At 74.3% G+C, this 24,892-nt stretch carries 22 protein-coding genes and 1 riboswitch; of the genes, 10 read left to right on the top strand and 12 right to left on the bottom strand.

Annotation, left to right across the window (positions count from 1 at the left end):
- Positions 1 to 24 precede the first annotated feature (24 nt).
- A complete protein-coding gene (locus ACIBPC_RS30115; RefSeq protein ID WP_398849049.1) occupies positions 25 to 1,041 on the bottom strand; it encodes a DUF4190 domain-containing protein in 1,017 nt (338 codons plus the stop codon).
- 68 nt (positions 1,042 to 1,109) lie between these two features.
- On the opposite strand from ACIBPC_RS30115, the gene ACIBPC_RS30120 reads away from it, so the two are divergent.
- The 3 genes from ACIBPC_RS30120 (at position 1,110) to ACIBPC_RS30130 (ending at position 4,505) form a co-directional block, all read left to right on the top strand.
- Positions 1,110 to 2,165: an adenosine deaminase gene (locus ACIBPC_RS30120; RefSeq protein WP_398849051.1), complete on the top strand. Its 1,056-nt coding sequence runs from the start codon at positions 1,110 to 1,112 to the stop codon at positions 2,163 to 2,165.
- A complete protein-coding gene (locus ACIBPC_RS30125) occupies positions 2,162 to 2,863 on the top strand; it encodes a glycerophosphodiester phosphodiesterase (RefSeq protein ID WP_398849152.1) in 702 nt (233 codons plus the stop codon). Before ACIBPC_RS30120 ends, ACIBPC_RS30125 begins: the two co-directional genes overlap by 4 nt.
- Positions 2,864 to 3,212: 349 nt before the next feature.
- Positions 3,213 to 4,505, top strand: a complete 1,293-nt coding sequence (locus ACIBPC_RS30130; protein WP_398849053.1) for an SWIM zinc finger family protein — start codon at positions 3,213 to 3,215, stop codon at positions 4,503 to 4,505.
- A 153-nt stretch (positions 4,506 to 4,658) separates the two neighbouring features.
- Here the strand turns inward: ACIBPC_RS30130 and ACIBPC_RS30135 are convergent, their stop codons facing one another.
- On the bottom strand, positions 4,659 to 6,092 hold the full coding sequence (locus ACIBPC_RS30135) for a gamma-aminobutyraldehyde dehydrogenase (RefSeq protein ID WP_398849054.1): 1,434 nt from the start codon (positions 6,090 to 6,092) through the stop codon (positions 4,659 to 4,661).
- A gap of 353 nt (positions 6,093 to 6,445) precedes the next feature.
- Here ACIBPC_RS30135 and ACIBPC_RS30140 point away from each other — a divergent pair, with 353 nt between their 5' ends.
- Together ACIBPC_RS30140 and ACIBPC_RS30145 are read left to right on the top strand one after the other, a co-directional pair.
- Entirely contained in the window at positions 6,446 to 7,165 is a 720-nt protein-coding gene (locus tag ACIBPC_RS30140) for an ATP-binding cassette domain-containing protein (RefSeq protein ID WP_362965199.1), read from the top strand.
- Positions 7,147 to 8,340, top strand: coding sequence for a hypothetical protein (locus tag ACIBPC_RS30145; protein WP_362965197.1), 1,194 nt, complete (start codon positions 7,147 to 7,149; stop codon positions 8,338 to 8,340). The genes ACIBPC_RS30140 and ACIBPC_RS30145 overlap by 19 nt, the downstream gene beginning before the upstream one ends.
- Before the next feature lie 59 nt (positions 8,341 to 8,399).
- Here ACIBPC_RS30145 and ACIBPC_RS30150 read toward each other — a convergent pair whose 3' ends face one another.
- The gene (locus tag ACIBPC_RS30150) at positions 8,400 to 9,983 is read right to left on the bottom strand and encodes a glycoside hydrolase family 10 protein (protein ID WP_398849055.1); all 1,584 of its coding nucleotides are present in this window, start codon (positions 9,981 to 9,983) and stop codon (positions 8,400 to 8,402) included.
- A gap of 122 nt (positions 9,984 to 10,105) precedes the next feature.
- Between ACIBPC_RS30150 and ACIBPC_RS30155 the strand changes: the two genes are divergently transcribed.
- A complete protein-coding gene (locus ACIBPC_RS30155; protein ID WP_398849057.1) occupies positions 10,106 to 10,759 on the top strand; it encodes a class I SAM-dependent DNA methyltransferase in 654 nt (217 codons plus the stop codon).
- 7 nt (positions 10,760 to 10,766) lie between these two features.
- Here ACIBPC_RS30155 and ACIBPC_RS30160 read toward each other — a convergent pair whose 3' ends face one another.
- The 9 genes from ACIBPC_RS30160 to rpsB form a co-directional block, all read right to left on the bottom strand.
- Positions 10,767 to 11,816, bottom strand: coding sequence for an ABC transporter ATP-binding protein (locus ACIBPC_RS30160; protein ID WP_398849059.1), 1,050 nt, complete (start codon positions 11,814 to 11,816; stop codon positions 10,767 to 10,769).
- Positions 11,813 to 13,483 (bottom strand): ABC transporter permease, encoded by a 1,671-nt coding sequence (locus ACIBPC_RS30165; protein ID WP_398849061.1) that lies wholly within the window; start codon positions 13,481 to 13,483, stop codon positions 11,813 to 11,815. The genes ACIBPC_RS30160 and ACIBPC_RS30165 overlap by 4 nt, the downstream gene beginning before the upstream one ends.
- Positions 13,459 to 14,544, bottom strand: a complete 1,086-nt coding sequence (locus ACIBPC_RS30170; protein ID WP_398849063.1) for a thiamine ABC transporter substrate binding subunit — start codon at positions 14,542 to 14,544, stop codon at positions 13,459 to 13,461. The genes ACIBPC_RS30165 and ACIBPC_RS30170 overlap by 25 nt, the downstream gene beginning before the upstream one ends.
- Before the next feature lie 36 nt (positions 14,545 to 14,580).
- Positions 14,581 to 14,686, bottom strand: a riboswitch (TPP riboswitch).
- A 34-nt stretch (positions 14,687 to 14,720) separates the two neighbouring features.
- Positions 14,721 to 15,830 (bottom strand): 23S rRNA (adenine(2503)-C(2))-methyltransferase RlmN, encoded by a 1,110-nt coding sequence (gene rlmN, locus ACIBPC_RS30175; RefSeq protein ID WP_362965185.1) that lies wholly within the window; start codon positions 15,828 to 15,830, stop codon positions 14,721 to 14,723.
- A 33-nt stretch (positions 15,831 to 15,863) separates the two neighbouring features.
- A complete protein-coding gene (locus tag ACIBPC_RS30180; protein WP_362965183.1) occupies positions 15,864 to 16,820 on the bottom strand; it encodes a phosphatidate cytidylyltransferase in 957 nt (318 codons plus the stop codon).
- A gap of 66 nt (positions 16,821 to 16,886) precedes the next feature.
- A complete protein-coding gene (frr, locus tag ACIBPC_RS30185) occupies positions 16,887 to 17,444 on the bottom strand; it encodes a ribosome recycling factor (RefSeq protein WP_362965181.1) in 558 nt (185 codons plus the stop codon).
- Positions 17,445 to 17,477: 33 nt separating this feature from the next.
- The gene (gene pyrH / locus ACIBPC_RS30190; protein WP_362965179.1) at positions 17,478 to 18,215 is read right to left on the bottom strand and encodes a UMP kinase; all 738 of its coding nucleotides are present in this window, start codon (positions 18,213 to 18,215) and stop codon (positions 17,478 to 17,480) included.
- Positions 18,216 to 18,412: 197 nt separating this feature from the next.
- Entirely contained in the window at positions 18,413 to 19,249 is an 837-nt protein-coding gene (gene tsf / locus ACIBPC_RS30195) for a translation elongation factor Ts (RefSeq protein WP_362965177.1), read from the bottom strand.
- 125 nt (positions 19,250 to 19,374) lie between these two features.
- Positions 19,375 to 20,298 carry a 30S ribosomal protein S2 gene (gene rpsB, locus ACIBPC_RS30200; RefSeq protein ID WP_362965175.1) on the bottom strand — a complete coding sequence of 308 codons (924 nt, stop codon included), beginning with the start codon at positions 20,296 to 20,298 and terminating at the stop codon, positions 19,375 to 19,377.
- A 372-nt stretch (positions 20,299 to 20,670) separates the two neighbouring features.
- On the opposite strand from rpsB, the gene ACIBPC_RS30205 reads away from it, so the two are divergent.
- The 4 genes from ACIBPC_RS30205 (at position 20,671) to whiG (ending at position 24,890) form a co-directional block, all read left to right on the top strand.
- Positions 20,671 to 21,054, top strand: a complete 384-nt coding sequence (locus ACIBPC_RS30205) for a YraN family protein (RefSeq protein ID WP_362965173.1) — start codon at positions 20,671 to 20,673, stop codon at positions 21,052 to 21,054.
- Positions 21,054 to 22,667, top strand: a complete 1,614-nt coding sequence (locus ACIBPC_RS30210; RefSeq protein WP_398849067.1) for a YifB family Mg chelatase-like AAA ATPase — start codon at positions 21,054 to 21,056, stop codon at positions 22,665 to 22,667. The genes ACIBPC_RS30205 and ACIBPC_RS30210 overlap by 1 nt, the downstream gene beginning before the upstream one ends.
- A gap of 2 nt (positions 22,668 to 22,669) precedes the next feature.
- Complete coding sequence (dprA, locus tag ACIBPC_RS30215; RefSeq protein WP_398849154.1) at positions 22,670 to 23,872, top strand: DNA-processing protein DprA; 1,203 nt, start codon at positions 22,670 to 22,672, stop codon at positions 23,870 to 23,872.
- Positions 23,873 to 24,047: 175 nt separating this feature from the next.
- A complete protein-coding gene (whiG, locus tag ACIBPC_RS30220) occupies positions 24,048 to 24,890 on the top strand; it encodes an RNA polymerase sigma factor WhiG (RefSeq protein ID WP_398849069.1) in 843 nt (280 codons plus the stop codon).
- Positions 24,891 to 24,892: the final 2 nt, after the last annotated feature.

A 24,892-nucleotide genomic window follows, 5' to 3' on the forward strand; every position in this document is an offset into this window, starting at 1 on the left:
GCGCGGCGGGCGGCGTGGCGCGCGTCACACGTCGAGGCTGTCGCCGCCCGGGTTGCCGCTGAGCCCGCCGTCGCTCCCCGCGCCGTCCCCGGCGGGGCCGGTCTCGACGTCGAACTCCCAGAAGCCGGTGTCGTGGCCGCCGCCCGGCGCGTAGTCCACGCCGACGACCCCGGTGTCCGCCGGGACGGTCACCTCGAACCTGACGCGCAGCGTCTGCCCCGGGCGGACGGTGTCGCGCGGCGCACTGCGCAGCACGTCCCCGCGGGCCACCCGCGCGTCGTCGGCGAGGGCGCGGAAGTCGCCGGCCGAGACGTCCACCGTGCCGTCGCCGTCGTTCATCACATTGGCGACCAGGACGACGACGCCCTCGTCCTCCGTCCCGCCGTCCTGCGCGCGCGGCCGGTCGAACGTGACGCTCAGCCCGTCGTCCCAGGTGACCTGCTCGCTCGGCCCGGCGAGCCATTCCGAGCCCGCGTCCGAGTCCACGGGCGTGGACGCGCCGATCCAGGCGACCAGCAGGACGGTCAGCACGGCCGAGACGACCGTGCCGCCCAGGCCCGTCCACAGCCCGGCGAGCGCCTTGGTGCGCCCTGCCGCGGCGCCGCGCCGTATGCGCATGAGGGCTATGCGCCCGAGGACCAGCGCGGTGATCCCCGCGGCGAGGGTCGCCGGGCTGAGGAAGAACGTCCAGCACAGCGACGCGGAGACGATGCCGGAGACCATCGCCGCCGTGGCCACCCCGTTGCGCGGCGGCGCGGGCCACAGCGGCGTGCCGCCCGGCGTCCCGTACCCCTGCGCGGCGTAGGCGGCGGGGGCGTAGGGCGAGGGCGGGAAGGGGGCGGGCTGCGGGGGCGGCGCGGGGGCGTAGGGCGACGGGTACGGCGCGGGCTGCTGCGACGGGATGCCGTGGCCCGCGGTGCCGCCGGGGGGCGGCGGCGGGGCGTACGGGCCGGGCCCGGCGGGCGGCGCGTAGGGCCCGGCGGGGGCCGGGGGCGGCACCGGCTCCGGTGTCCGGAACGGGTTGGGGTGCTCCGCGGTCACACGACCTCCTCAGATGTCCGGCCACACCCTACGGCCGACCCGCGGCGACCGGTCGGCCGCCGCCTACGATGAGCGGGCATCGTCCATCCAGGGAGGGCCCGTTGTCCGATCTGACCGCATTCATCGCCGGGCTGCCCAAGGCCGAGCTGCATGTGCACCACGTGGGCTCCGCCTCGCCGCGCATCGTCGCCGAGCTGGCCGCGCGGCACCCCGACTCGCCGGTGCCCAAGGACCCGACGGCGCTCGAACAGTACTTCACATTCCGGGACTTCGCGCACTTCATCGAGGTGTACATCTCGGTGGTCGAGCTGATCAGGGACGCGGAGGACATCCGGCTGCTCACGTACGAGGTCGCGCGCGACATGGCGCGGCAGCGGATCAGGTACGCGGAGCTGACGGTGACGCCCTACTCGTCGGTGAAGCGCGGCATCCCGGACGTGGCGTTCATGGAGGCCATAGAGGACGCCCGCCTGTCCGCCGAGCGCGACTTCGGCGTGGTGCTGCGCTGGTGCTTCGACATCCCGGGCGAGCTGGGGCTGCCCGCCGCCGAGGAGACGGCGCGCCTGGCGTGCGACCTGGGGCCCGACGGGCTGGTGGCGTTCGGTCTCGGCGGGCCCGAGATCGGCTGGCCGCGCCCGCAGTTCAAGCCGTACTTCGACCGGGCGATCGCGGCGGGCCTGCACAGCGTGCCGCACGCGGGCGAGACGACCGGGCCAGGGACCGTCTGGGACGCGCTGACCGAGCTGCGCGCCGAGCGCATCGGGCACGGGACGAGCGCCGCGCAGGACCCGGCGCTGCTCGCGCACCTCGCCGAGCGCGGCATCCCGCTGGAGGTCTGCCCGACGTCCAACGTGGCGACGCGCGCCGTCCCGTCGCTGGAGGAGCACCCGCTGCGCGCCCTGGTGGACGCGGGGGTGCGGGTGACGGTCAACTCGGACGACCCGCCGATGTTCTCCACCGACCTGAACAACGAGTACGCCATCGCCGCCCGGCTGCTCGGCCTCGACGCGGCCGGGGTCGCGGAGCTGGCGCGCGAGGGGGTGCGCGCCTCGTTCCTCGACCCGGCGGGCAAGGCGCGGCTGACCGGCGAGATCGACGCGTACCTCGCGGCGTGGCCCGGGTGAGCGTGCAGGCCGTCGCCCACCGGGGCGATCCGTACCACGCGCGGGAGAACACGCTCGCCTCCTTCCGCTCCGCCGTCGCGGCCGGGGCCGACGCGGTCGAGCTGGACGTGCGCCGCAGCGCGGACGGCGTGCCGGTGGTCGTGCACGACGCGACGCTGGAGCGGCTGTGGGGCCACCGGCGGGCGGTGGCGGAGCTGACGGCTGAGGAGATCCGCGAGCTGACCGGCGGCGGCGTGCCGGTCCTGGACGACGCGCTGGCCGTCACCTCGTCCGTGCGGACGCTGATCGACCTGCCGGAGCGGTCGGCCGGCACGGCGCTGGCGGCGCTGGCCGCCGTCCGCCGGGCGGGCGCCGCCGGGCGCGTCTACTACAGCGGCGACCCGGTGGCGCTGCGCGCGGTGCGCACGGCCGACCCTGACGCCGAGATCTCCCTGACGTGGCACCGCACCGCGCGGCCGCGCGGCACCCTGCTGGACGAGCTGCGCCCGCGCTGGCTGAACTACCCCTTCGGCCTGGTCACGGCGCGGACCGTCGCGGAGGACCACGGGCGCGGCCTGCTGGTGGCGGCGTGGACGGTGGACAGCCCGCGCGTCATGCGGCGGCTGGTCGCGCTGGGCGCGGACTCCGTGACGACCAACAGGATCGGCGCGCTGCGCGCCGTGCTGGCCCGGCGGGACCGGGGCGTGAATCCGGGGTGAACGGGCGGGCCGCGGGGGCGACGGCCCGGCCCCCGCGGTGCCATACTTCCCCGCACGGCCGTCCGGGTGGGCGCCGGTGGCGCACCGCCAGTGGTGCCACCACCGGCGACGACTGCGCGGAGTGGCGGTGAGCAAACGCCCTGTCAGCGCACGCGCCCCAGGAGTTCATCCGGTGAGCACACGCCGTCAACCAGCTCAGCACCCTCAATTTTCGCTCAGAGATACGGTTTTGACGTCCCGCAGACGCCCACCAAGCCGTTGCACGCGCTAACGTTCCCACATGGTGGCAACACGGTGGCACGCATACCGATACCTTCGGCCGTCCGCACTTGATGTTCCCAACGGCCTTATGAGATTGGCGACTTACGGGGGTTCGACACCTGAGGGACCGCAGGACGCGCCCCGGCTGTTCGACGGCCGGGTACGGCACCCGGAGCAATTCGCACGGGCCCTGCTCGCCGTCATGAACGTGGCCCAGGCGGGCTACGACCGGCGGCGCCCCGCCGCGCCGCGCGACCCGGTCGCCAGCTCGGACGGCACCCGGCTGCGCTTCGAGTCGCTGTCCGTCTGCGGCGGCATCGCCGCGCGGCTCGACGTCCTGCCCGACGCCCTCGCGGAGGGCACCCCGCTGCGCGGCAGCACGAGCGTCGACCTCGGCGCGTCCCTGCGGGAGGCGCTCGGCCGGGTCAGGGGCCCCGAGCCGCTGCGGCTGACCGTCGGCCAGGAGGCGCCCGGCACGTCCGCCGAGCCCGCGCCGAAGCGCCGCGTCCCGCTGCCCGAGCGGTGGCTGCGCGCCTTCGCCGGACTCCACGCCGTCTCCGCGCGCCTCGACCTGCGGGCCGCGCTCGGCCCGGCGGAGGCCGCCCAGTTCCTGGCCATGCTGCCGAGCGGCACCGGCACGGCGCGCTCCCTGTGGGCCGCCCCCTTCGACGGCCGGCTGCGCACCTCGCTGCGCCCGGTGGCGGGCGCCGTGCACCTGGCGGGCGCCCCGCGGCTGGCCGCGCTGCGCCCGCTGCTGCGCTTCGCGGAGTCCCTGCGCGCGTACGGGCCGCCGGTCACGGCGGACGGCGAACCCGCGGCCTCCGCCTGGGAGCTGGTCATGCCGGGCATGCGCCTGACGCTGACCCTCTCGGGCGACGCCCGCACCGGCTTCGCCGCGACCACACCGGCCGTCGGCACCCTGGCGGCCGAACGGGTCGCCGAGGACGCGGGGCTCGTCGAGCCGCTCCTCGACCACAGGGGCGGCCTCGACCTGGGCGCGCTCGCCGGGAACACCGGCCTCGGCATCGCCCGCGTCCGCGCCGCGCTCGGCCTGCTCGGCGCGGCGGGACGGCTGGGCTACGACGTGGCGGACGCCGCGTTCTACCACCGCGACCTGCCCTACGACGCGGTCAGCTCCCAGCGGCTCATCCCCCGGCTCGACGCGGCCCGCGCGCTGCTCGCCGAGGGCCAGGTGCGCCTCGACCCCCGCGCGCGCACGGCCACCGTCGCCGGGCCCGACCGCACCCACCGGGTGACGTTCGCCGACGACGGCATCGCCGAGGGCTGCACCTGCCACTGGTGGGCCGAGTACCACGTCAGCCGGGGCAAGTGCCGCCACGCGCTGGCCGCCGAACTGGCCCGCAGGGCCGCCGCCCACTGACCCCGCCCCCTCCACGAGGGGCACCGCACACCGCACCGCGCCCGGGAGACCGCGGCGGCCCACACGCGCCGCCCGTCGTCCCGGGCACGGCCCTGGCGGGACCTCTCCGCCTCACAGACTCACAGGCTCACGGCCTCACAGCGCTCACAGACCTCAGAGCGCGGTCATGACGTGCTTGACCCGCGTGTAGTCCTCCAGGCCGTAGGCCGACAGGTCCTTGCCGTAGCCCGACTTCTTGAACCCGCCGTGCGGCATCTCCCCGACCAGCGGGATGTGCGTGTTGATCCACACGCAGCCGAACTCCAGCGCCTTCGACAGCCGCATGGCCCGCGCGTGGTCCCGCGTCCAGACGGACGAGGCGAGCCCGTACTCCACGTCGTTCGCCCACTCGACCGCCTGCGGCTCGTCCATGAAGGACTGGACGGTGATGACCGGGCCGAAGACCTCCTGCTGGACGATCTCGTCGTCCTGCCGGACGCCCGTGACGATCGTCGGCGCGTAGAACCAGCCGCGCTCCCCCACGCGCCGCCCGCCGGTGACGACCGTGGCGTGCGCGGGCAGGCGGTCGACATACCCGGCGACCTTCTCCAGGTGGTCGGCGCTGTTGAGCGGCCCGTAGAAGCAGTCGGGGTCGGCGGGGTCGCCGGTGCGGACGTCGGCGGTGGCCTTGGTGAGCGCGGCGACGAACTCGTCGTGCACCGACTCGTGCACGAGCACGCGCGCCGCCGCCGTGCAGTCCTGGCCCGCGTTGAAGAAGCCCGCGTCGCGGATGCCCTCGACGGCCGCCGCGATGTCCGCGTCCTCGAAGACGACGCACGGCGCCTTGCCGCCCAGCTCCAGGTGGACGCGCTTGACGTCCTTGGCCGCGCTGGTCGCCACCTCGGTCCCGGCCCTGACGGAGCCGGTGACGGACACCATGGCGGGCGTCGGGTGCGCGACCATCAGGCGGCCCGTGTCGCGGTCGCCGCACAGCACGTTGAACACGCCCGAGGGCACGATCTCCCCGATCAGCCCGGCGACGAACGACGCGGAGGCGGGCGTGGTGTCGGACGGCTTGAGCACCACCGTGTTGCCCGCCGCCAGCGCCGGGGCGAACTTCCACACCGCCATCATCACGGGGTAGTTCCACGGCGCGACCTGCGCGCACACGCCCACCGGCTCGCGCCGGACGAACGAGGTCAGCCCGGCCATGTACTCACCGGCCGCCTTGCCCTCCAGCATGCGCGCCGCGCCCGCGAAGAAGCGGATCTGCTCCAGCATCGCGGGCAATTCCTCCTGCCGCGTCAGCTCCAGGGGCTTGCCCGTGTCGCGGCACTCGATCTCCAGCAGCTCATCCGCGTGCTTCTCGAACGCGTCGGCGATCCGCAGCAGCGCCAGCTGCCGCGTCGCGGGCGTTGCGTCGCGCCACGCGGGGAACGCCGCCGCCGCCGCGTCCATCGCCGCGTCCACGTCGGCCGCACCCGACAGCGGCGCCGTCGTGTACACCTCGCCCGTGGCCGGATCGAAGATGTCCGTGGTCCGCCCGTCGTCGGCGTCCCGGTACTCCCCGCTGATGTAGTTGCGCACCCGACGCGGCTCGCTGGTCACGGAACCCTCCTGGTCTCCCGGCGTCCTGCGTTCTTACCCTGCTGCGCCCCCACACTATGCCCGGCACCGCCCCGGCGAACAGCACACACGACAAGAGATCCGGCGCCGCACAAGACAGCACACCGGATAAACACCACTGTTCGCCGCCCTGGAGCACAGATCTTCCCGGCGGCCCGATCCGCTGTACACCGTCCGGAGGATTCTTAGGACCGCCCGCCGAGTCGCCCGCCGCACCCCCGTCCGCCTGTGCCAGCGTGCTGGGGATGCCTTCGACGGTCTCCCGCGCCGTTCTCGTTCACCCGGTCGGGGGACCAGGGCGAACCACGGCGATACGAGCGGAGGTGCCGCCGACCATGGCTCCACCAGAAACGGCCCCACCCGACAACGACGTGCTCTGGGGGCGCGGCCTGCGGCACGCGCACCACGGCTCCCCCGCGCTGCTGGGGGTCTCGGTGAGCGTCCGGCAGGGCGAGATCCTCGCCGTCACCGGCCCGCGCGGCTGCGGCAAGACCACCCTCCTCGGCTGCCTGTCAGGGCAGCTCGTGGCCGACGAGGGCGAGGTCTGGTTCAACAGCATGCCGATCCACACCCTGGACGCCGCCTCACGGGAGCGGCTGCGCCGCGACCGCTTCGGCTGGGTCGGCGACACGCCGCAGCTCGTGGACGAGCTGACCGCCTGGGAGAACGCGGCGCTGCCCCTGCTGCTGACGGGCACCGGCCACCGCGCGGCCCGGCGCGCGGCGCTCGACTGGCTGGAGCGCCTGGACGTCGCGGACTGCGCGCACAAACGCCCGTACGCCATGGTGCAGTCCCAGCGCCAGCGCATCGCCCTGGCACGCGCCCTGGTGCACAAGCCCGACGTGCTGTTCGCCGACGAGCCCACCGCCCCGCTGCACCGCGCCGACCGCGCGCAGGTCCTGCGGACGCTGACCACGGCGGGCCGCTCGCACGGCATCACGGTGGTGCTGGCCACGCACGACGCCGAGGTGGCCACCCTCGCCGACCGCACCGTGACCCTCCTCGACGGCCGCGCCTCGGGCGCGGTGGCCGAAGCATGCTCGCTTACCGTCTAGCCCGGGGCTCCCACCCGGCCGTGCTGCTGCGCCGGCTGCTGCTGGCCTGCGCGGCGGGCGGCGTGGGGTTCCTGCTGCTGAGCGCGCTCGCCTACGCCGCCGCGCACCCGGACGGCGGGCGGTCCGCCGTGCTGCGCCTGGCGTGGTGCGCCGTGCCGCTGGCGGCGACCGTCCAGCTGGCGGTCGCCGTGGCCCGCGCGGAACCGGCGGGCAGGCCGCGTTCTGGCCTGGACGTGGTCGGTCTCGGACCTGCCCGCGTGCCCGCGCTCGCGGCCGTGTCGGCGGCGGCGGCCGGGGGGCTCGGCAGCGCCGGGGCGCTCGGCCTCTTCCTGCTGCTGCGCGGCGACCTGACCGGCCTGCCGTTCCACGGCGCGGCGGCCGGGACGCTGCCGGACGGCGGCCCGCTGCCGCTCGGTGCCACGGTCACGCTGCTGGCGGTCGCGCCCGCGGCGGCGGCCGTGGCCAGCGCCCTGGCGATGCGCGCCCGCCCCGCGCGCCGCCCGGCGCCGACGCCCGTCGTCGTCACGGACCTGACCGAGATCACCCGCGCCGAACCCCCGCCGCCGCTCCCCACCGGATTCCCGTGGGGCACGACGCTGATGGGCACGGGCATCGCCGTCTCCGCCTTCGCCGGTGAGGAGCCGCTGGCCGTCCCCCCGGACGGCTGGCTGCCGCTCGACGGCGCGCTCGGCGGCGTCAGTTCGGGCATGGTGGGCGGCTGGCTGCTGATCGTCGCGGGCGTCGTGCTGGCCGCGCCGGGACTGATCCACATCTGCGGCCTGCTGCTGACCACCGGCAGGCCCGGCGTGCTGCGGCTGCTCGCCGGACGCGGTCTGCTGGAGGAGGCGACGCGCGTCGGCCGTCCCATGGGCGCGCTCTCCGCCGCCTGCGCGGTGGTGCTGGCAGCCATGGAACTGGACGGCCTGGGCGACTTCGGCCCACTGGGCGCGCTGGGCACCGCCGTCGTACTCCTCTGCGCACTGGGCACATTCGCCACCGCCGCCGACCAGGCACGCTCCGCGCGTCGTCCTGCCACGGCGCTGCTGCTGCGTCTCGGCGCCGCGCGCGGGCTGCTGCGCGGCGCGGCGGCCGTACGGATCGGGACGCTGATCGCCGTCTTCGTGCCGCTGACGTGGCTGGCCGTGCAGCTGATCACCCTGCCCACCGGGCGCTGAACGGCGCCTCCCCCCGCGGGCCCCCGCCTCCTGGCGGGGGCCCGCGGGTGCGTCCGGTGTCAGCGGGCGGTCAGCCCCGGCAGCCGCGCCTCGGCGATACCGCCGCGCCGGACGTGCACGACGGTGACCGGCGCGCCCGTCACACCGCGCGGCAGGTCGGCCCGTACGAGATACAGGCCCGGTGCCACGTGCGCGAAGCCGAACCAGCCGGTGCCGTCGGCCCGGGTCTCGCTCTCGCGCGCGCCGGGGGCGGCGAGCGGGGTGAGCGTCAGCCGGGCCTGGTCGAGGGACGTCCCGTCACGCAGGGCCAGGGTGCCGGTGACGTGGCCGTCGCGCGGGGCGGTCTTCCACCGCATCCCCGGGACGGCGGCCGGCTCGGCGAACGGGGCGCCGGGGCCGGTGGTCAGCGCCTCGGCGAGGCGGGCGCGCTCGGCCGCCGCGCCGTTCGCCGCGCTGTCCATGCTGGGGGTCGCGTAGGAGTAGCCGCTCCATCCGGCGGCGGTGTTGCCCGCCGGGCTGGGGGCGAGGGCGCGGCGGACCTGGGCGACGCTGTCGTCCACGCCGTTGAGGTACAGCGCGGGCCCGTTGACCGCCTGCCGGCCGCCCTGCGCGTCGGCCAGGAACGCGGACCACTCGGCGAACATCAGGGCCTGGTCGGGGTCCCACTCGCGCTTGTAGTTCATGGTCACGACCGTGTCCATGATCCCCTCGTCCAGCCAGCCCGCCCAGTCCTGGAGCACCTCGGCGTAGGTGCGGGTGTTCTCCCAGCCGCCGACGGCCTGGGGTCCGTGGCCGTAGGTGATGGCGTCCATGGACAGCCGTATGCCGGGGTCCACCTCCCACAGGCCGAGGTAGATGTGGCGGACGAGGCCGGTGACCTGGTCGCGGCGCCAGTCGCTCCACTGCTGGTCGGCGGGTGCGGGGACGTCGGTGCGGCCGGTGGCCTGCTGGAAACGGGCGACGGAGACGGCGTTGTAGCCCCAGTCGCTGTGGGTGGTCTGCGCACTGCCGTCGGGGTAGCGCACGTAGTCCAGGTTGATGCCGTCCACGTCGTAGGCGCGGGCGATGCTCTGCACGGCGGCGACGATGTAGGCGGCGGCGTCGGGGTGGCCGGGATCGATGTACGTGTTGGCGCCGACGCGTTCGGTGCCGTCCGCCTTACGGTTCAGCCAGCGGTCGCGGCCCTGCGCGGAGGGGCCGTGCTGGTTGTAGGCGTGGTCGGGCGAGGTCGGCGGGGTGGTGCTGTTCCAGAGGGTGTTGACGTTCACCCAGGCGTGGACCTGGAGACCGGCGGCGTGGGCACGTTCGATCACCTCGGCCAGCGGGTCGTAGGGGGCGGGGTCGATGGCAGCGTCCGTACGGGGGTAGAGCGCGTTGTTGCAGAAGCAGTCGTAGCGGCGGGCGGTCTGCACGATCAGCGCGTTGGCGTTGACGGCCAGGGCGTCGTCGATCAGGCGCTCCACCTGCGCCGGGGTGTAGATGCCCTCGTTGAAGCCGTCCACCCAGTAGCTGCGCCACTGTTCGGGGAGGCGGTCGGCGGAGGGGGCGGCGGTGGCGGGGGCGGCGGTGAGGAGGCCGAACAGCAGGGTGAGGCAGGCCAGGAGGGCGGACGCGGCGGGGCGGACACGGAGGGTGCGGCGCATACGGACCCCTTCGGGGAAGGTGACGTCGTCGCGACAACATACGTCGCCGCCGGAAGGGCGTACAGATGAAAACTTCCGTCTCGCGCGCGACAGTTGGGGTGCGTGGGCTAGAGTCCCGCGCCATGACACGACCCGACCACCTGGGCGCGACGCGGGCGGCCTACGACGCGATCGCGCCGGAGTACGCCGACCGGTTCCGTGACGAGCTGGACCACAAGCCGTTCGACCGCGCGCTGCTCGCCACGTTCGCGGAACTGGTCGCGGCGGAGGGCGGCGGGCCCGTCCTCGACGTGGGCTGCGGCTTCGGGCGGATCACGGCGTACCTGCACGGTCTCGGCCTGGACGTGTCCGGGGTGGACCTCTCGCCGGGGATGCTGGCGGTGGCGCGGGAGTGGTTCCCCGGGCTGCGGTTCGCGGAGGGGTCGATGACGGCGCTCGACCTGCCGGACGGCGGCCTGGCGGGCATCACGGCGTGGTATTCGGTGATCCACCTGCCGCCGGGGGAACTGCCGGCGGCGTTCGCCGAGTTCCGCCGCGTGCTGGCGCCGGGCGGGCTGGTGCAGCTGGCGTTCCAGGTGCGGCCGGAGCCGGTGCGCCTGGACGAGGTGTTCGGGCACGCCGTGGACCTCGCGTACCCGCGGCTGCCGCTGGAGTACGTCGAGGAGACGCTCGCGGCGGCGGGCTTCGCGCCCGTGTCGCGGCTGCTGCGGGCGGCCGACGCGGTGGAACGGTCGCCGCAGGCCGTCGTGACCGCGCGCCGCCGCGCGGACGCCTGAGCCGGGGTCAGCCGGGCAGGACGACGACCTCGGCCGCGTCGAAGGCGTACCCCACCTCCGCGCCCTCCTCCGGCGCGTCCCGCAGCGGGCAGGACGCCTCAAGCGGCGTCCCGTCCCCGCACTCAAGCAGCACCAGGACGTGGTCGCCCCGGAAGCTGCGCGCCTTCACCAGCGCGCGCCGCTCCCCGCCAGGGGCGCCCACGCGCACCCCCGACGGCCGCACCAGCAGCCGCCGTTCGCCGCCGGATGTGCCCGGCGGCACGGGGACGGGCCCCCACGGCGTCGCGGCGGCGCCGTCGCGCACCACCGCGTCCGCCACGTTGCGGAAGCCCAGGAAGCGCGCCACGAACGCGTCGGCGGGCCGCCGCCACACCTCGACCGGCGTGCCGGTCTGCGCGATGCGCCCCGCCCGGGTGATCACCACGCGGTCGGCCAGCGCGAACGCCTCGGCCTGGTCGTGCGTGACGGCCAGCACCGTCGTCCCCAGGTCGCGGAAGAGCTGCCGCAGCTCCACGACGAGCCGGTCCCGCAGGTCGCGGTCGAGCTGGCCGAGCGGCTCGTCCAGCATCAGCAGCCGCGGCCTGGGCGCCAGCGCGCGGGCGAGGGCCACCCGCTGCTGCTCGCCGCCCGACAGCGAGCCGACCGCGCGGCGCTGCGCGCCCGGCAGGCCGACCAGGTCGAGCAGTTCGGCGACGCGGCGCTCGGCCTCGCGGCGGGGCACCTTGTGCATGCGCAGGCCGAACGCGATGTTCCCGCCGACGTCGCGCTGCGGGAACAGCTGGTGGTCCTGGAACATCAGGCCGACCCCGCGCCGGTGCGCGGGCACGCCCGCCTGGTCCTGCCCGGCCAGGCGGATCGTCCCGGCGGCGACGCCGGTGAGGCCCGCGACGGCGCGCAGCAGCGTGGACTTGCCGCTGCCGCTCGGGCCGAGGACGCACACCGTCTCGTGCTCGGCGACGGTGAGGCGCACGTCCTGGAGCGCGGTGCGGGAGACGGCGCGGCCGCCGTACGCGACGGTGACCCCGTCCACGTCGAGCAGCGGGTGCGAGGCGGTCATGGCGTCGTCCTCTCGGCGGGACGCAGGCGTTCGAGGGCGAGCAGTGTGACGGTGCATATCAGCATCAGGACGGCGCTGAGGGCCATCGCCTGCCCGTAGTTGAGGGCGCCGGGGCGGCTGAGCAGCCGGGCGACGGCGACCGGGAGGGTGGGGTTGTCGGCGCGGGCGATGAAGACGGTCGCGCCGAACTCGCCCAGGGACACGGCGAACGCGAAGCCCGCCGCGACGAGCACCGCGCGCCGTACGAGGGGCACGTCCACCTCGCGCCACACCCGGGCGGGGGACGCGCCCAGCACGGCGGCGGCCTGCCGCAGCCGGTCGTCCACGGCGCGCAGCACCGGCAGCAGGACGCGGACGACGAAGGGCACGCCGACCAGCGCCTGCGCCAGGGGGACGAGCAGCCAGGACGACCGCAGGTCGAGGGGCGGTTCGTCCAGCGTGATGAGGAAGCCGAAGCCGACCGTCACGGCGGAGGTGCCGAGCGGCAGCATCAGCAGCGCGTCGAAGCCGCGCAGCAGGCTGCCGCCGCCGCGCCTGGCGAGGGCGGTGGCGGCGAGCGCGCCGACGACGACGGCGATGGCCGTGGCGACGGCGGCGTAGCGCAGCGAGGTGCCGACGGCGGACCAGGGGGCGGTGACGAACGTGCCGCCTTCGGTGGTGAACAGCGAGCTGTAGTTGCCGAAGCCGTAGCCCCCGCCGGGCACGGACAGGGACCGTTCGAGCAGCACGCCGAGCGGGAGGAGCAGCAGCAGCGCGATGACCGTGAGGACGGCGCCCAGCGTGACGCGTTCCGCGGCGCCGCGCGGGCGGCGGGCGGTCGTCGCCGGGTCCACGAGACTCAGCGCGGACTCCGTCCTGCGGGTGAGCAGCGCCTGCACGCCCAGCAGTACGGCGACCAGGGCGAACTGGAGGAGGGTGAGCACGGCGGCGGTCGGCAGGTCGAGCAGCTGCGCGGTCTGCCGGTAGATCTCGACCTCAAGCGTCCCGTTGCGCGGCCCGCCCAGGATCTGGACCACACCGAAGGACGTGAAGGTGAACAGGAACACCATCACGGCCGCCGACGCCACCGCCGGGGTCAGCGCGGGCAGCGTGACCCGCAGCCACGCCGCGCGCCGCGTGGCGCCCAGCATGCGCGCCGCCTCCTCCTGGCGCGGGTCGAGCTGCGACCACAGCCCGCCGACGATGCGCACCACCACCGCGAAGTTCAGCGACGCGTGCGCCAGCAGGATGGCCCACACCGACTCGTCCAGGCGCACGCCCCACCAGTCGTCGAGCAGCCCGCCGCGCCCCACCAGCGCGAGGAACGCCGCACCGGTCACCACGGTCGGCAGCACGAACGGCACGGTCACCGCCGCGTGCAGCACCCGCCGCCCGGGGAACCGCAGCCGGGCGAACACCCACGCCGCGGGCAGCCCCACGGCCAGCGTCAGCAGCGTGGACGCGGCGGCCTGCCAGACCGTGAACCACAGGATTCCGGCGGTGTCCCCGTCGCCCAGCACCTCGCCCACACGCCCGAGGTGCCAGGCGCCGTCCTCCCGCAGCCCCTGCCCCACGATCGCGGTCACGGGATACAGGAAGAAGACGGCGAGGAACGCGACGGGCCCCGCGAGCAGCGCGAGCCGTACGGCGGTGGCCCGGCCGGTCACCTGACGACCAGCGAGGTCCACTCGTCGATCCAGCCGTCACGGCCCTCGGCGATCTCCGCCGGGTCCATCGTCACCGGATCGTCGACGGTGACGCCGTACCGCGTGTACTCCTCGGGCAGCGCCGCGTCGGGCAGCACCGGCGAGACGAACATCTGCAGCGGCATGTCCTCCTGGAAGTCCCTGCCGATCAGGAAGTCGAGCAGCGCCCGGCCCCCCTCGGGGTTCTCGGCACCCGCCAGCAGCCCGGCGAACTCGACCTGCCGGAAGCAGGTCCCCGTGGACACGCCGGTCGGCGCCTCGTCCGGCCGCTCCTCGCCGCCGTAGACCACCCCGGCGGGCGGGCTGGAGGCGTAGGAGACGACCAGCGGCCGGTCACCGCCCTGTCCCGAGCCGGAGAACCGCTCGTTGTACGCCTGCTCCCAGCCGTCCACGACCTCGACGCCGTTGTCGGCGAGCTGCTGCCACCAGTCCTGCCAGCCGTCCTCGCCGAAGGTGGCGACGGTCGCCAGGAGGAAGCCGAGGCCGGGCGAGGACGTCGCGGCGTTCTCCACCACGAGCAGGTCGCGGTAGGCGGGGTCGGTCAGGTCGGCGAACGTCTCGGGCGGGTCGATGCCCTCCTCGGCGAACCACGCGCGGTCGTAGTTGACGCAGATGTCGCCGGTGTCCACGGGCGTGACGCGGTTCTCGTCGTCGAGGCGCAACTCAGCCGGTATCGCGTCCAGGCCCGCCGCCTCGTACGGCTCGAACACGTCCTCGTCCAGCGCGCGGGACAGCAGCGTGTTGTCCACGCCGAACAGCACGTCGCCCTGCGGGTTGCCCCGCGAGAGCACCGCCTGGTTGACGACCACGCCCGCGTCGCCGCCGCGCAGGACGTTCACGCGGTAGCCCGACTCCTCCTCGAAGCGGGCGAGGACGTCGTCGGAGACGAGGAACGAGTCGTGCGTGACCAGCGTCACCTCGCGCGAGCCGCCGCCGTCACCGCCGCCCGCCTCGTCGCCGCCGTCGTCGCCGCTGCCGCAGGCGGTGACCAGGCCGAGGGCGAGGGCGAGACCGCATATGCCCAGTGTCGCGGTGCGCTTCATGGTGCCGCCTTCTTCGCGCGGGCGCGCGCGGGCAGCACGAGAGTGGTTCCGAACTTCCTACCCGGCATGACCCGGGCGAGGTTCGAGGGTCTGCGGCCGTTGCCGCACTCTCAGCGCTGCGAGCGCTCCCCTGTCGGAAAGATGAAAAATTACTGGCCAACGATAACAGCCGCCGGTCAGACCCGCTCCGTCGCCGCCAGCTGCCCGCAGGCCCCGTCGATCTCCTGGCCCCGGGTGTCCCGCACCGTCACCGGCACGCCGTGCGCCTCCAGCGCGGCGACGAACGCCCGCTCGTCCTCCGGGCGCGACGCCGTCCACTTCGAGCCGGGCGTCGGGTTCAGCGGGATCAGGTTCACGTGCGCGCCGCGCCCCTTGAGCAGCCGGCCCAGCCGGTCGGCGCGCCACGCCTGGTCGTTGATGTCCCTGATCAGCGCGTACTCGATGGAGACGCGGCGGCCGGACTTGTCCGAGTAGTCCCAGGCCGCGTCGAGGACCTCGCGGACCTTCCAGCGCGTGTTGACCGGCACCAGGGTGTCGCGCAGCTCGTCGTCCGGCGCGTGCAGCGACACCGCGAGCCGGCAGGAGAAGCCCTCGTCGGCGAAGCGGCGCATGGCCGGGACCAGGCCCACCGTCGAGACGGTGATCCCGCGCTGCGACAGGCCCACGCCGTGCGGCGCCTCGTCCGTCAGGCGGCGGATCGCGCCGGTCACGCGGCGGTAGTTGGCCAGCGGCTCGCCCATGCCCATGAAGACGATGTTCGACAGCCGCGCCGGGCCGCCCGGCACGTCGCCGTCGCGCAGCGCCCGCATGCCGTCCACGATCTGGTGGACGATCTCGGCGGTCGACAGGTTGCGGTCGAGCCCCGCCTGCCCGGTGGCGCAGAACGGGCAGTTCATCCCGCACCCGGCCTGCGACGAGACGCACATGGTGACCCGGTCCGGGTAGCGCATCAGCACCGACTCGACCAGCGTGCCGTCGTGCAGGCGCCACAGCGTCTTGCGGGTGGCGCCCTCGTCGCACTCGATGTGCCGCACCTCGGTCATCAGCGGCGGCAGCAGCGCCTCCGCGAGCCGCCCGCGCGCCGCGGCGGGCACGTCCGTCCACTCCGCCGGGTCGGCGGTCCAGCGGCCGAAGTAGTGCCGCGACAACTGCTGTGCGCGGAACGGCTTCTCGCCCAGCGCCACGACCGCCTCGCGGCGCTCCTCGGGCGTGAGGTCGGCGAGGTGCCGCGGCGGCTTCTTGGCGCCGCGCGGCGCGATGAACGTGAGCTCTCCAGGTGCAGGCATGGTCCTGCCAGTGTCGCAGATCGCCCGGCCGGCTCAGCCCGCGCCGACGAAGGCGAGGAACAGCAGCCACACGACGGGCGCCGTGGGCAGTATCGAGTCGAGCCGGTCCATGATCCCGCCGTGCCCCGGCAGCAGGGACCCCATGTCCTTGATGCCCAGGTCCCGTTTGATCATCGACTCCCCCAGATCGCCCAGGGTCGCGCTGACCGAGACGCCGAGGCCGAGCACCAGCCCCTGCCACCACGTCCCGCCGTCGATCAGCAGCGGCATGACGACCGCGCCGGCCGTCATCGCGAACGCCACCGCGCCCGCCAGGCCCTCACGCGTCTTGCCTGGGCTGATGCGCGGCGCCAGCTTGTGCCGCCCGAAGCGCCAGCCCACCGCGTACGCGCCGGTGTCGCTGATCACCGTCAGCAGCAGGAACGTCAGCACGCGCCACGAACCGTCGTCCGCGCTCAGTATCAGCGCCACGAACGTCGCCATGAACGGCACGTACAGCGCGACGAACACCCCGGCCGTCACGTCCCGCAGGTAGTTGTCCGGCGGCCGGAGCATCCGCCACACCAGGACGGCCACACCCGTCAGCGCCATCGCGATCCACGCGCCCTCGGACCCGCCGAGGTAGCCGGCCACGACCATGGCCGCGCCGCCCACCGCCAGCGGCGGGAGCGGCACGTGGATGTCCTTGCGCTCGGCGAACCGTGTGGAGAGTTCCCACAGGCCGACGACGACGGCCACCGCTATGACGCCGACGAAGACCGGCTTGTAGACGAAAAGCGCGGCGACCACCACCGCCCCGAGGCCGAGCCCGACCCCGACCGCCGCACGCAGGTCACGGCCCGCGCGCTTCCTGGGCTGCTGCTCCGTCATAGGCCGAGTCTGCGCCGCCGGGACCGGTTCGCGCGCGGGACCCGCCGGGGCGGGCGGCGCGGCCTGGGGCTGCGCGACGTAACCGGTGGCCCGGGGCGGTCCCCAGGATGAATCGTTCACGGGAGGGTGCGTCCTCGTCCTCACTGTGCGGGCGCCGGCCGGGCCGCACCCGGCCGGTCGTCGGGGTCAGACTTCGAGCAGCTCGGCTTCCTTGTGCTTCAGCAGCTCGTCCACCTGGGCGACGTACTTCGCGGTGGTGTCGTCCAGCTCCTTCTCGCCGCGGCGCCCCTCGTCCTCACCGACCTCGCCGTCCTTGACGGCCTTGTCGATGGTCTCCTTCGCCTTGCGGCGGACGCCGCGGATGGAGATCTTGGCGTCCTCGCCCTTGGTGCGGGCCACCTTGATGTACTCGCGGCGCCGCTCCTCCGTCAGCTCGGGGAAGACGACGCGGATGATGTGGCCGTCGTTCGTCGGGTTGACGCCGAGGTCCGAGTCGCGGATGGCCTGCTCGATGTTGCGCAGCGCCGACTTGTCGAACGGGGTCACCACCGCCATCCGCGCCTCCGGCACGGAGAAGGAGGCGAGCTGCTGGATCGGCGTCTTGGTGCCGTAGTACTCGGCAACGATCTTGTTGAACATCGCCGGGTGCGCACGGCCGGTACGGATCGCGGCCAGGTCGTCCTTGGCGACGCCTACGGCCTTCTCCATCTTCTCCTCGGCCTCGAGGAGGGCTTCTTCGATCACCACGTGCTCCTGGTTCGGTGTGTGGGAGGCTGCTCAGGCCCGGCGGCCCTGGCTGTTGACGAGTGTGCCGATCTTCTCACCCTTTACCGCACGGGCGATATTGCCTTCCGTGAGCAGCTCGAACACCAGGATGGGCAACTGGTTGTCCCGGCACAGGGTGATGGCGGTCGAGTCGGCGACCCGCAGGTCGCGTGTGATCACCTCGCCGTAGTCCAGGGCGTCGAACCTGACGGCGTCGGCGTTCTTCGCGGGGTCGGAGTCGTAGACCCCGTCCACCCCGTTCTTTCCCATCAGCAGCGCCTCGGCGTGGATCTCCAGGGCGCGCTGGGCGGCGGTGGTGTCGGTGGAGAAGTAGGGCATGCCCATACCGGCGCCGAAGATGACGACCCGGCCCTTCTCCAGGTGCCGCACGGCCCGCAGCGGGATGTACGGCTCGGCGACCTGGCCCATCGTGATGGCGGTCTGGACGCGGGAGTCGATGCCCTCCTTCTCCAGGAAGTCCTGGAGTGCGAGGCAGTTCATCACGGTGCCGAGCATGCCCATGTAGTCGGAGCGCGCCCGGTCCATGCCGCGCTGCTGCAGCTCGGCGCCGCGGAAGAAGTTGCCGCCGCCGATGACGATCGCGATCTGCGCGCCGTCCCGTACGACGGCGGCGATCTCCCGCGCCATCGTGTGGACGATGTCGGGGTCGACACCGAGCCCGCCGCCGCCCGCGAAGGCCTCTCCCGACAGCTTCAGCAGAAAACGCCGCGGTTTGTCGTCCTGGTTCATGGCACTCTCCTCGGGCACACACCAAGGAGGCCACTGCCGGCGGTTCCGTGTGCGGTTCCGTCCGTGCGGTGGCCTCCTCGTCACAACTACGGTCGTCCCGGCCGGTGCACAGCCTGCGGCCCGACGGACTTCCGCCCGACAATAGCCGGGCGGAGTCCGTTCCGTCGCCGACGGCGCGGCGGCGCGAGGCGGCGGGGTCAGGCGCCGACGCGGAAGCGGGCGAAGCCCTTGAGCGTCACACCGGCCTCGGTCAGGACCTTGCCCACCGTCTTCTTGTTGTCCTTGGCGAAGGGCTGGTCGAGGAGGACGTTCTCCTTGAAGAAGCCGTTCACCCGGCCCTCGACGATCTTCGGCAGGGCGCCCTCGGGCTTGCCCTCCTCGCGCGCGGTGGCCTCGGCGATGCGGCGCTCGTTCTCCACCGTCTCGGCCGGGATGTCCTCGCGGCTCAGGAAGCCGGGGGCGAAGGCGGCGATGTGCTGCGCGACGTCCTTGGCGGCCTGCGCGTTCTCCTGGTCCAGCTCGACCAGGACGCCGACCTGCGGCGGCAGGTCGGGGCTGGTGCGGTGCAGGTAGGAGGCGACGTAGGCGCCGGAGAACTGCGCGAAGCGGTCGAGGACGATCTTCTCGCCCAGCGACGCGTTCGCCTCGTCCACGTAGGTCTGCACGGACTTGCCGGGCTCGATCTCGGAGGCGAGCAGCGCGCCGAGGTCGGCGGGGGCGGTGGCGAAGACGTGCTCCGCGATGGCCTCGGCCACGACCTGGAACTTCTCGCCCTTGGCGACGAAGTCCGTCTCGCACTTCAGCTCGACCAGGGCGCCGCGGGTGCTGTCCTCGGCGAGGCGCACGACGACCGCGCCGTTCTCGGCGGTGCGGCTCTCGCGCTTGGCCACGCCCTTCTGGCCCTTGACGCGCAGGATCTCGACGGCCTTGTCGACGTCGCCCTCGGCCTCGTCGAGCGCCTTCTTGCAGTCCATCATGCCGGCGCCGGACAGCTCACGGAGCTTCTTGACGTCGGCGGCGGTGAAGTTCGCCATGGTTACTGGATTCTCTTCCGGAAGTCGATCGGATCGCTTGGCACTCGCTCGGCCGGGCGCACGGGGGGGCGGGCGGAGTGGTCCGCCCGCCGCCGCCGTACGCCCGGCCGTCGCTCTGTTCCGCGTCAGGCCTGCTCGGCGGGAGCCTGCTCGGCGGGGGCCTGGGCCTCCTCGGCCGCCGGGGCGGCGGCCTCGGCGGCGGGCGCCTCGGCGGCCGGGGCCTCGGCAGCGGGGGCCTCGGCAGCGGCCGGCTGCTCGCCGGCCTGCTTCTCCTCGCCGCGCTCGAGCAGCTCGCGCTCCCACTCGGGCAGCGGCTCGCCGGCGGGCTTCTCGCCCTCCTTGGCCTCGGTGGCGACACCGGAGCGGGAGATCAGGCCCTCGGCGACGGCGTCGGCGATCACACGGGTCAGCAGGGTGACGGAGCGGATCGCGTCGTCGTTGCCCGGGATCTTGTAGTCGACCTCGTCGGGGTCGCAGTTGGTGTCCAGGATCGCGACGACCGGGATGTTGAGCTTGCGGGCCTCGCCGACCGCGATGTGCTCCTTCTTGGTGTCCACGATCCAGACGGCGCTGGGCACCTTCTGCATGTCGCGGATACCGCCGAGGGTGCGCTCCAGCTTCGCCTTTTCGCGGGAGAGGACGAGCAGCTCCTTCTTGGTGAGACCGGAGGCGGCGACGTCGTCGAAGTCGATGGCCTCCAGCTCCTTGAGGCGCTGCAGCCGCTTGTGGACGGTCGAGAAGTTGGTGAGCATGCCGCCCAGCCAGCGCTGATTGACGTAGGGCATGCCGACGCGGGCCGCCTGCTCCGAGATGGCCTGCTGCGCCTGCTTCTTGGTGCCGACGAACATGACCGTGCCGCCGTGGGCGACGGTCTCCTTGACGAACTCGTAGGCGCGGTCGATGTACGACAGCGACTGGAGCAGGTCGATGATGTAGATGCCGTTGCGCTCGGTGAAGATGAAGCGCTTCATCTTCGGGTTCCAGCGGCGGGTCTGGTGCCCGAAGTGGACGCCGCTCTCCAGCAGCTCCCGCATCGTGACGACGGCCATGGCCGTTCTCCTTGTGACACTCGGTTGTCAGCGCCGCCCGGCCGGGCGGCGCCCCTGACGCCCCGGCGCGCTGAGCCTGGAGCCGCCGCGCGCGGCGGGCGGTTCCGAGGACCGAGGTGCGCGGCCACCGAGGCGCCGGGGCCGGGTGGACCGGCCGGCGGGTGCCGGGGTGGCGGGGCATGCGAGGTCGATCCGGGGCTGCCGGATCGCCACCAGAAGTGTACGGGACGGGGAGGACCCGGGGCGACAGAGCGCTCACGCACGGATGGTCACCCGCAGGGGTGACGGAGTTGTCCACATCCGCCGGGTTTTCCACCAAGATCCACTTCTTCCTCGGGGCCGGGCCATCGTCGGGGGCGGAGGTGATGCGGGATGAACCGGCGAGGTGCGCTGGGCCGCTTCGGGGAGGACGTCGCCGTACGGCGGCTGTGCGAGGCGGGACTGACCGTGCTGGAGCGCAACTGGCGCTGTCCGGCGGGCGAGATCGACGTCGTGGCCAGGGAGGCGGCGGCGGACGGGGCGCTGGTGGTCTGCGAGGTGAAGACCAGGAGGAGCGGCGGCTTCCAGCATCCGATGGCCGCGCTGACGCCCGGCAAGACGCGGCGTCTGCGGGAGCTGGCCGAGTGGTGGCTGAGCGAGCGGTGGCTGCCGGAGCACGCCGCGCCGCCGTCCGGCGGTGTGCGGATCGACCTGCTGGGCGTGCTGGTGCCCCGGCGGGGCGCACCGGTCGTGGAGCACGTGCGGGGGGTGGCGTGATGGCGTTCGCGCGGACCTGTGCCGTGGCCCTGACCGGGGTGGACGGCGTGGTGGTCGAGGTGCAGGCCGACCTGGAGCCGGGGGTGGCCGCGTTCTCCCTGGTGGGGCTGGCCGACCGGTCGCTGTCCGAGAGCCGCGACCGGGTCCGTGCCGCGGTGGTCAACTCGGGTGCGGAGTGGCCGCAGAAGAAGCTCACGGTGGGGCTGAGTCCGGCGGCGGTGCCGAAGCACGGCTCGGGCTTCGACCTGGCGGTGGCGTGCAGTGTGCTGGCGGCGGCGGAGCGGATCGATCCGCGGGCCATCGCGGACCTGGTGATGATCGGGGAGCTGGGGCTCGACGGGTGGGTGCGTCCGGTGCGCGGCGTGCTGCCCGCCGTCCTGGCCGCCGCGAACGCGGGGTACCGGCAGGTCGTCGTGCCCGAGTGCGTGGTGGCGGAGGCGTCGCTCGTGCCGGAGGTGGCGGTGCTCGGCGTGCGCAGCCTGCGCCAGCTGATCGCGGTGCTGGCCGACGAGCCGGTGCCGGAGGAGCCGGGTCCGGGTGATCCCGGCGGCCCGCCGGGGATGGCGGGTGGCGTGGGGTGGGACTGCCCGCCGACGGCGGGTCTCGCCTGGCTGACGGCTGACGAGCGGCGGCCCGACCTCGCCGAGGTGGCGGGGCAGCGGGTCGCCAGGCGGGCGCTCGAAGTGGCCGCGGCGGGGCGGCACCACCTCCTTCTCAAGGGGCCGCCCGGCGCGGGCAAGACCCTCCTCGCGGAGCGGCTGCCCGGCATCCTGCCGCCGCTGTCCCGGCGGGAGTCGCTTGAGGTGACCGCCGTCCACTCGGTGTGCGGCGCCCTGCCGCGGGACCGGCCGCTGATCGAGCGCCCGCCGTACTGCGCGCCGCACCACTCCGCGTCGATGGCGTCCCTGGTCGGCGGCGGGAGCGGCGTTCCGAGACCGGGGGCCGTCTCGCTGGCGCACCACGGCGTGCGGTTCCTGGACGAGGCGCTGGAGATGAGCGCGCAGGTGCTCGACGCGCTGCGGCAGCCGCTGGAGTCGGGGCAGGTCGTGGTGGCCAGGTCGGCGGGGGTGGTGCGGATGCCGGCGCGGGTGCTGCTCGTCATGGCGGCCAATCCCTGCCCGTGCGGCAGGCACGGCTCGGCGGGCGGCGACTGCGAGTGCCTGCCGTCGACGGTGCGCCGCTACCGCTCGCGGCTGTCGGGCCCGCTGCTCGACCGGATCGACCTGCGGGTGCCGGTGGAGCCGGTCGGCCGGGCCGAGCTGGTGGCGGCGCCTGGCGGGGAGGGCACGGCGGCGGTCGCCGCCCGGGTGCTGGCCGCGCGGGAGCGCGCGGGTGTGCGGTTCGCGGGGACGCCGTGGTCGGCGAACGGCCAGGTGCCCGGCCACGAGCTGCGGACCCGGTGGGCGCCAGTGCCGGGCGCCCTGCTGCGGGCCGAGCAGGACATGGACCGGGGGCTCCTGACGGCCCGGGGCTTGGACCGGGTGCTGCGGGTGGCGTGGACGGTCGCGGACCTGGCGGGTCACGACCGGCCGACGGCCGAGGACGTGGACGCGGCGCTCGAACTGCGCACCGGGGTGCGCCGGGGCGCCGGTGTGGTGGGGAGCCTGCCGTGACGGTGACGGTGTCGGAGGAGGAGCGGGAGGGGCCCGCGGCGCCGGAGCGGGAGCCGGAGGACGCGCGGCTGGCGCGGGCCGCGCTGACGAGGGTCGCCGAGCCGGGTGACGAGCTGGTGGGCCGCTGGCTCGCGGAGTACGGGCCCCGGTCCGTGGTCGAGGCGCTGCGGGCGGACCGTCCGCTGCCCGGCGTGTCATCCGACCGGTGGGCCGGTCTGCGGGCCAGGACGCGGCGTGCGGCGCCCGGCCGTGACCTGGAGCTGGCCGCGCGGGTGGGCGGCAGGTTCGTGTGTCCCGGCGACCGGGAGTGGCCCCGGCAGCTGGACGACCTGGGGCACGGCAGACCGATCGGCCTGTGGGTGCGGGGGCCCTGCTCGCTGCGGTTCGTCGCCCTGCGGTCGGTCGCCATGGTGGGGGCGCGTGCGTGCACGGACTACGGCGCGCATGTCGCCGCCGAGCTGGCGGGCGCGCTGGCCGAGCGCGGCTGGACGGTCGTCTCCGGCGGGGCGTACGGGATCGACGGCGCCGCCCACCGGGGCGCGCTCGCGGTGGGCGGGGCGACGGTCGGGGTCCTCGCGTGCGGGGTGGACCGCGCGTATCCGGCGGGGCACCGGGAGCTGCTGGAGCGGGTGGCCGCCGGTGGCCTGCTGGTGGCGGAGCTGCCGCCGGGCGACCACCCGACGCGGGGCAGGTTCCTTCAGCGGAATCGGGTGATCGCCGCGTTGACACGGGGGACGGTGGTCGTCGAGGCGGCGCGGCGCAGCGGCTCGCTGGTGACCGCCCGGCGGGCGGGCGGACTGGGGCGGCAGCTGATGGCGGTGCCGGGACCGGTCACCTCCGGCCTGTCGGCGGGCACCCACCAGCTGATCCGCGACGGCGCCGTCCTCGTCGGCAGCGCGGGAGAGGTCACCGAACTGGCCGGGCACATGGGCGAGCTGGCCCCCGACGAGGCGTTCCCCGCCGTCCCGCGCGACCTGTTGGCGCCGCAGGCGGGGCAGGTCCTGGACGCGCTGCCCGCCGGAGGGGCGGCCGGGCTGGCGGCGGTGGCGGAGGGCGCCTGCACCAGCCCGGAGGCGGCGCTCGCCCGGCTGCACGAGCTGAGCTGCCTCGGCTTCGTCGAACGCGTGGGCGATCGCTGGCAGTTGTGCCGGGGGCCGTCCCGACACGCGGAGGGAGGGATTCCTCGGACACATCACCGGGATTGACACCACCGTGCGGGCAGCGGAACGTATCTGCGCATACCCGAGCGACTCCCACGTGCGCAAAGCGACCTGACTGTCACGCTACGCTCACAGGGTTCCGACGCCTCGGCGACGTCCACGGCGCCGCCCCGTCCTCGTAGCACCCGTCCGCATCCTGGAGAACGGTTCCAGTCCTCGTATGCCACAGCACTCCACCGGGCCACGGCACGCGGCTACGGCAGCGCCCGCCGCGACGGAGGGGGCCGCGCTCGCCCCGGCGCCCTCCGCACTCGACGCACTGTGGCGCTCCTACAAGACCACCGGCGACGGGCGGCTGCGCGAGCAGCTGATCCTGCACTACTCACCGCTGGTCAAGTACGTGGCGGGCCGGGTGAGCGTGGGGCTGCCGCCCAATGTCGAGCAGGCCGACTTCGTGTCGTCCGGGATCTTCGGGCTGATCGACGCCATCGAGAAGTTCGACCCGGGCCGGTCGATCAAGTTCGAGACCTACGCGATCACCCGCATCCGGGGCGCGATGATCGACGAGCTGCGGGCCCTCGACTGGATTCCCCGGTCCGTCCGGCAGAAGGCGCGGGCGATCGAGCGGGCGTACGCCACGCTGGAGGCGTCGCTGCGGCGCACGCCCTCGGAATCCGAGGTGGCCGCCGAGATGGACGTCACGCTGGAGGAACTGCACGCCGTCTTCAGCCAGTTGTCCCTGGCCAACGTCGTCGCCCTCGAAGAGCTGCTGCACGCGGGGGGCGAGGGCGGCGACCGGCTCAGCCTGATGGACACACTGGAGGACACCGCCGCCGACAACCCGGTGGAGGTCGCCGAGGACCGCGAGCTGCGCAGGCTGCTCGCCCGCGCGGTCAACACGCTGCCGCACCGCGAGAAGACCGTCGTGACCCTCTACTACTACGAGGGGCTGACGCTCGCGGAGATCGGCGAGGTGCTCGGCGTCACCGAGAGCCGGGTCAGCCAGATCCACACCAAGTCGGTGCTGCAACTGCGCGCGAAACTAGCCGACGTGACCGGCTGAGC

Source organism: Streptomyces sp. NPDC049879 (assembly GCF_044461265.1).
Lineage (GTDB): Bacteria > Actinomycetota > Actinomycetes > Streptomycetales > Streptomycetaceae > Streptomyces.

Coding starts and splice junctions, on each gene's coding strand:
- ACIBPC_RS30150 (WP_398849055.1), bottom strand. CDS start 9,983: ATGCGCCGCACCCTCCGTGTCCGCCCCGCCGCGTCCGCCCTCCTGGCC.
- whiG (WP_398849069.1), top strand. CDS start 24,048: ATGCCACAGCACTCCACCGGGCCACGGCACGCGGCTACGGCAGCGCCC.
- ACIBPC_RS30170 (WP_398849063.1), bottom strand. CDS start 14,544: ATGAAGCGCACCGCGACACTGGGCATATGCGGTCTCGCCCTCGCCCTC.
- tsf (WP_362965177.1), bottom strand. CDS start 19,249: ATGGCGAACTTCACCGCCGCCGACGTCAAGAAGCTCCGTGAGCTGTCC.
- ACIBPC_RS30205 (WP_362965173.1), top strand. CDS start 20,671: ATGAACCGGCGAGGTGCGCTGGGCCGCTTCGGGGAGGACGTCGCCGTA.
- rpsB (WP_362965175.1), bottom strand. CDS start 20,298: ATGGCCGTCGTCACGATGCGGGAGCTGCTGGAGAGCGGCGTCCACTTC.
- ACIBPC_RS30120 (WP_398849051.1), top strand. CDS start 1,110: ATGAGCGGGCATCGTCCATCCAGGGAGGGCCCGTTGTCCGATCTGACC.
- ACIBPC_RS30155 (WP_398849057.1), top strand. CDS start 10,106: ATGACACGACCCGACCACCTGGGCGCGACGCGGGCGGCCTACGACGCG.
- ACIBPC_RS30145 (WP_362965197.1), top strand. CDS start 7,147: ATGCTCGCTTACCGTCTAGCCCGGGGCTCCCACCCGGCCGTGCTGCTG.
- rlmN (WP_362965185.1), bottom strand. CDS start 15,830: ATGCCTGCACCTGGAGAGCTCACGTTCATCGCGCCGCGCGGCGCCAAG.
- ACIBPC_RS30140 (WP_362965199.1), top strand. CDS start 6,446: ATGGCTCCACCAGAAACGGCCCCACCCGACAACGACGTGCTCTGGGGG.
- ACIBPC_RS30210 (WP_398849067.1), top strand. CDS start 21,054: ATGGCGTTCGCGCGGACCTGTGCCGTGGCCCTGACCGGGGTGGACGGC.
- ACIBPC_RS30160 (WP_398849059.1), bottom strand. CDS start 11,816: ATGACCGCCTCGCACCCGCTGCTCGACGTGGACGGGGTCACCGTCGCG.
- pyrH (WP_362965179.1), bottom strand. CDS start 18,215: ATGAACCAGGACGACAAACCGCGGCGTTTTCTGCTGAAGCTGTCGGGA.
- ACIBPC_RS30130 (WP_398849053.1), top strand. CDS start 3,213: ATGAGATTGGCGACTTACGGGGGTTCGACACCTGAGGGACCGCAGGAC.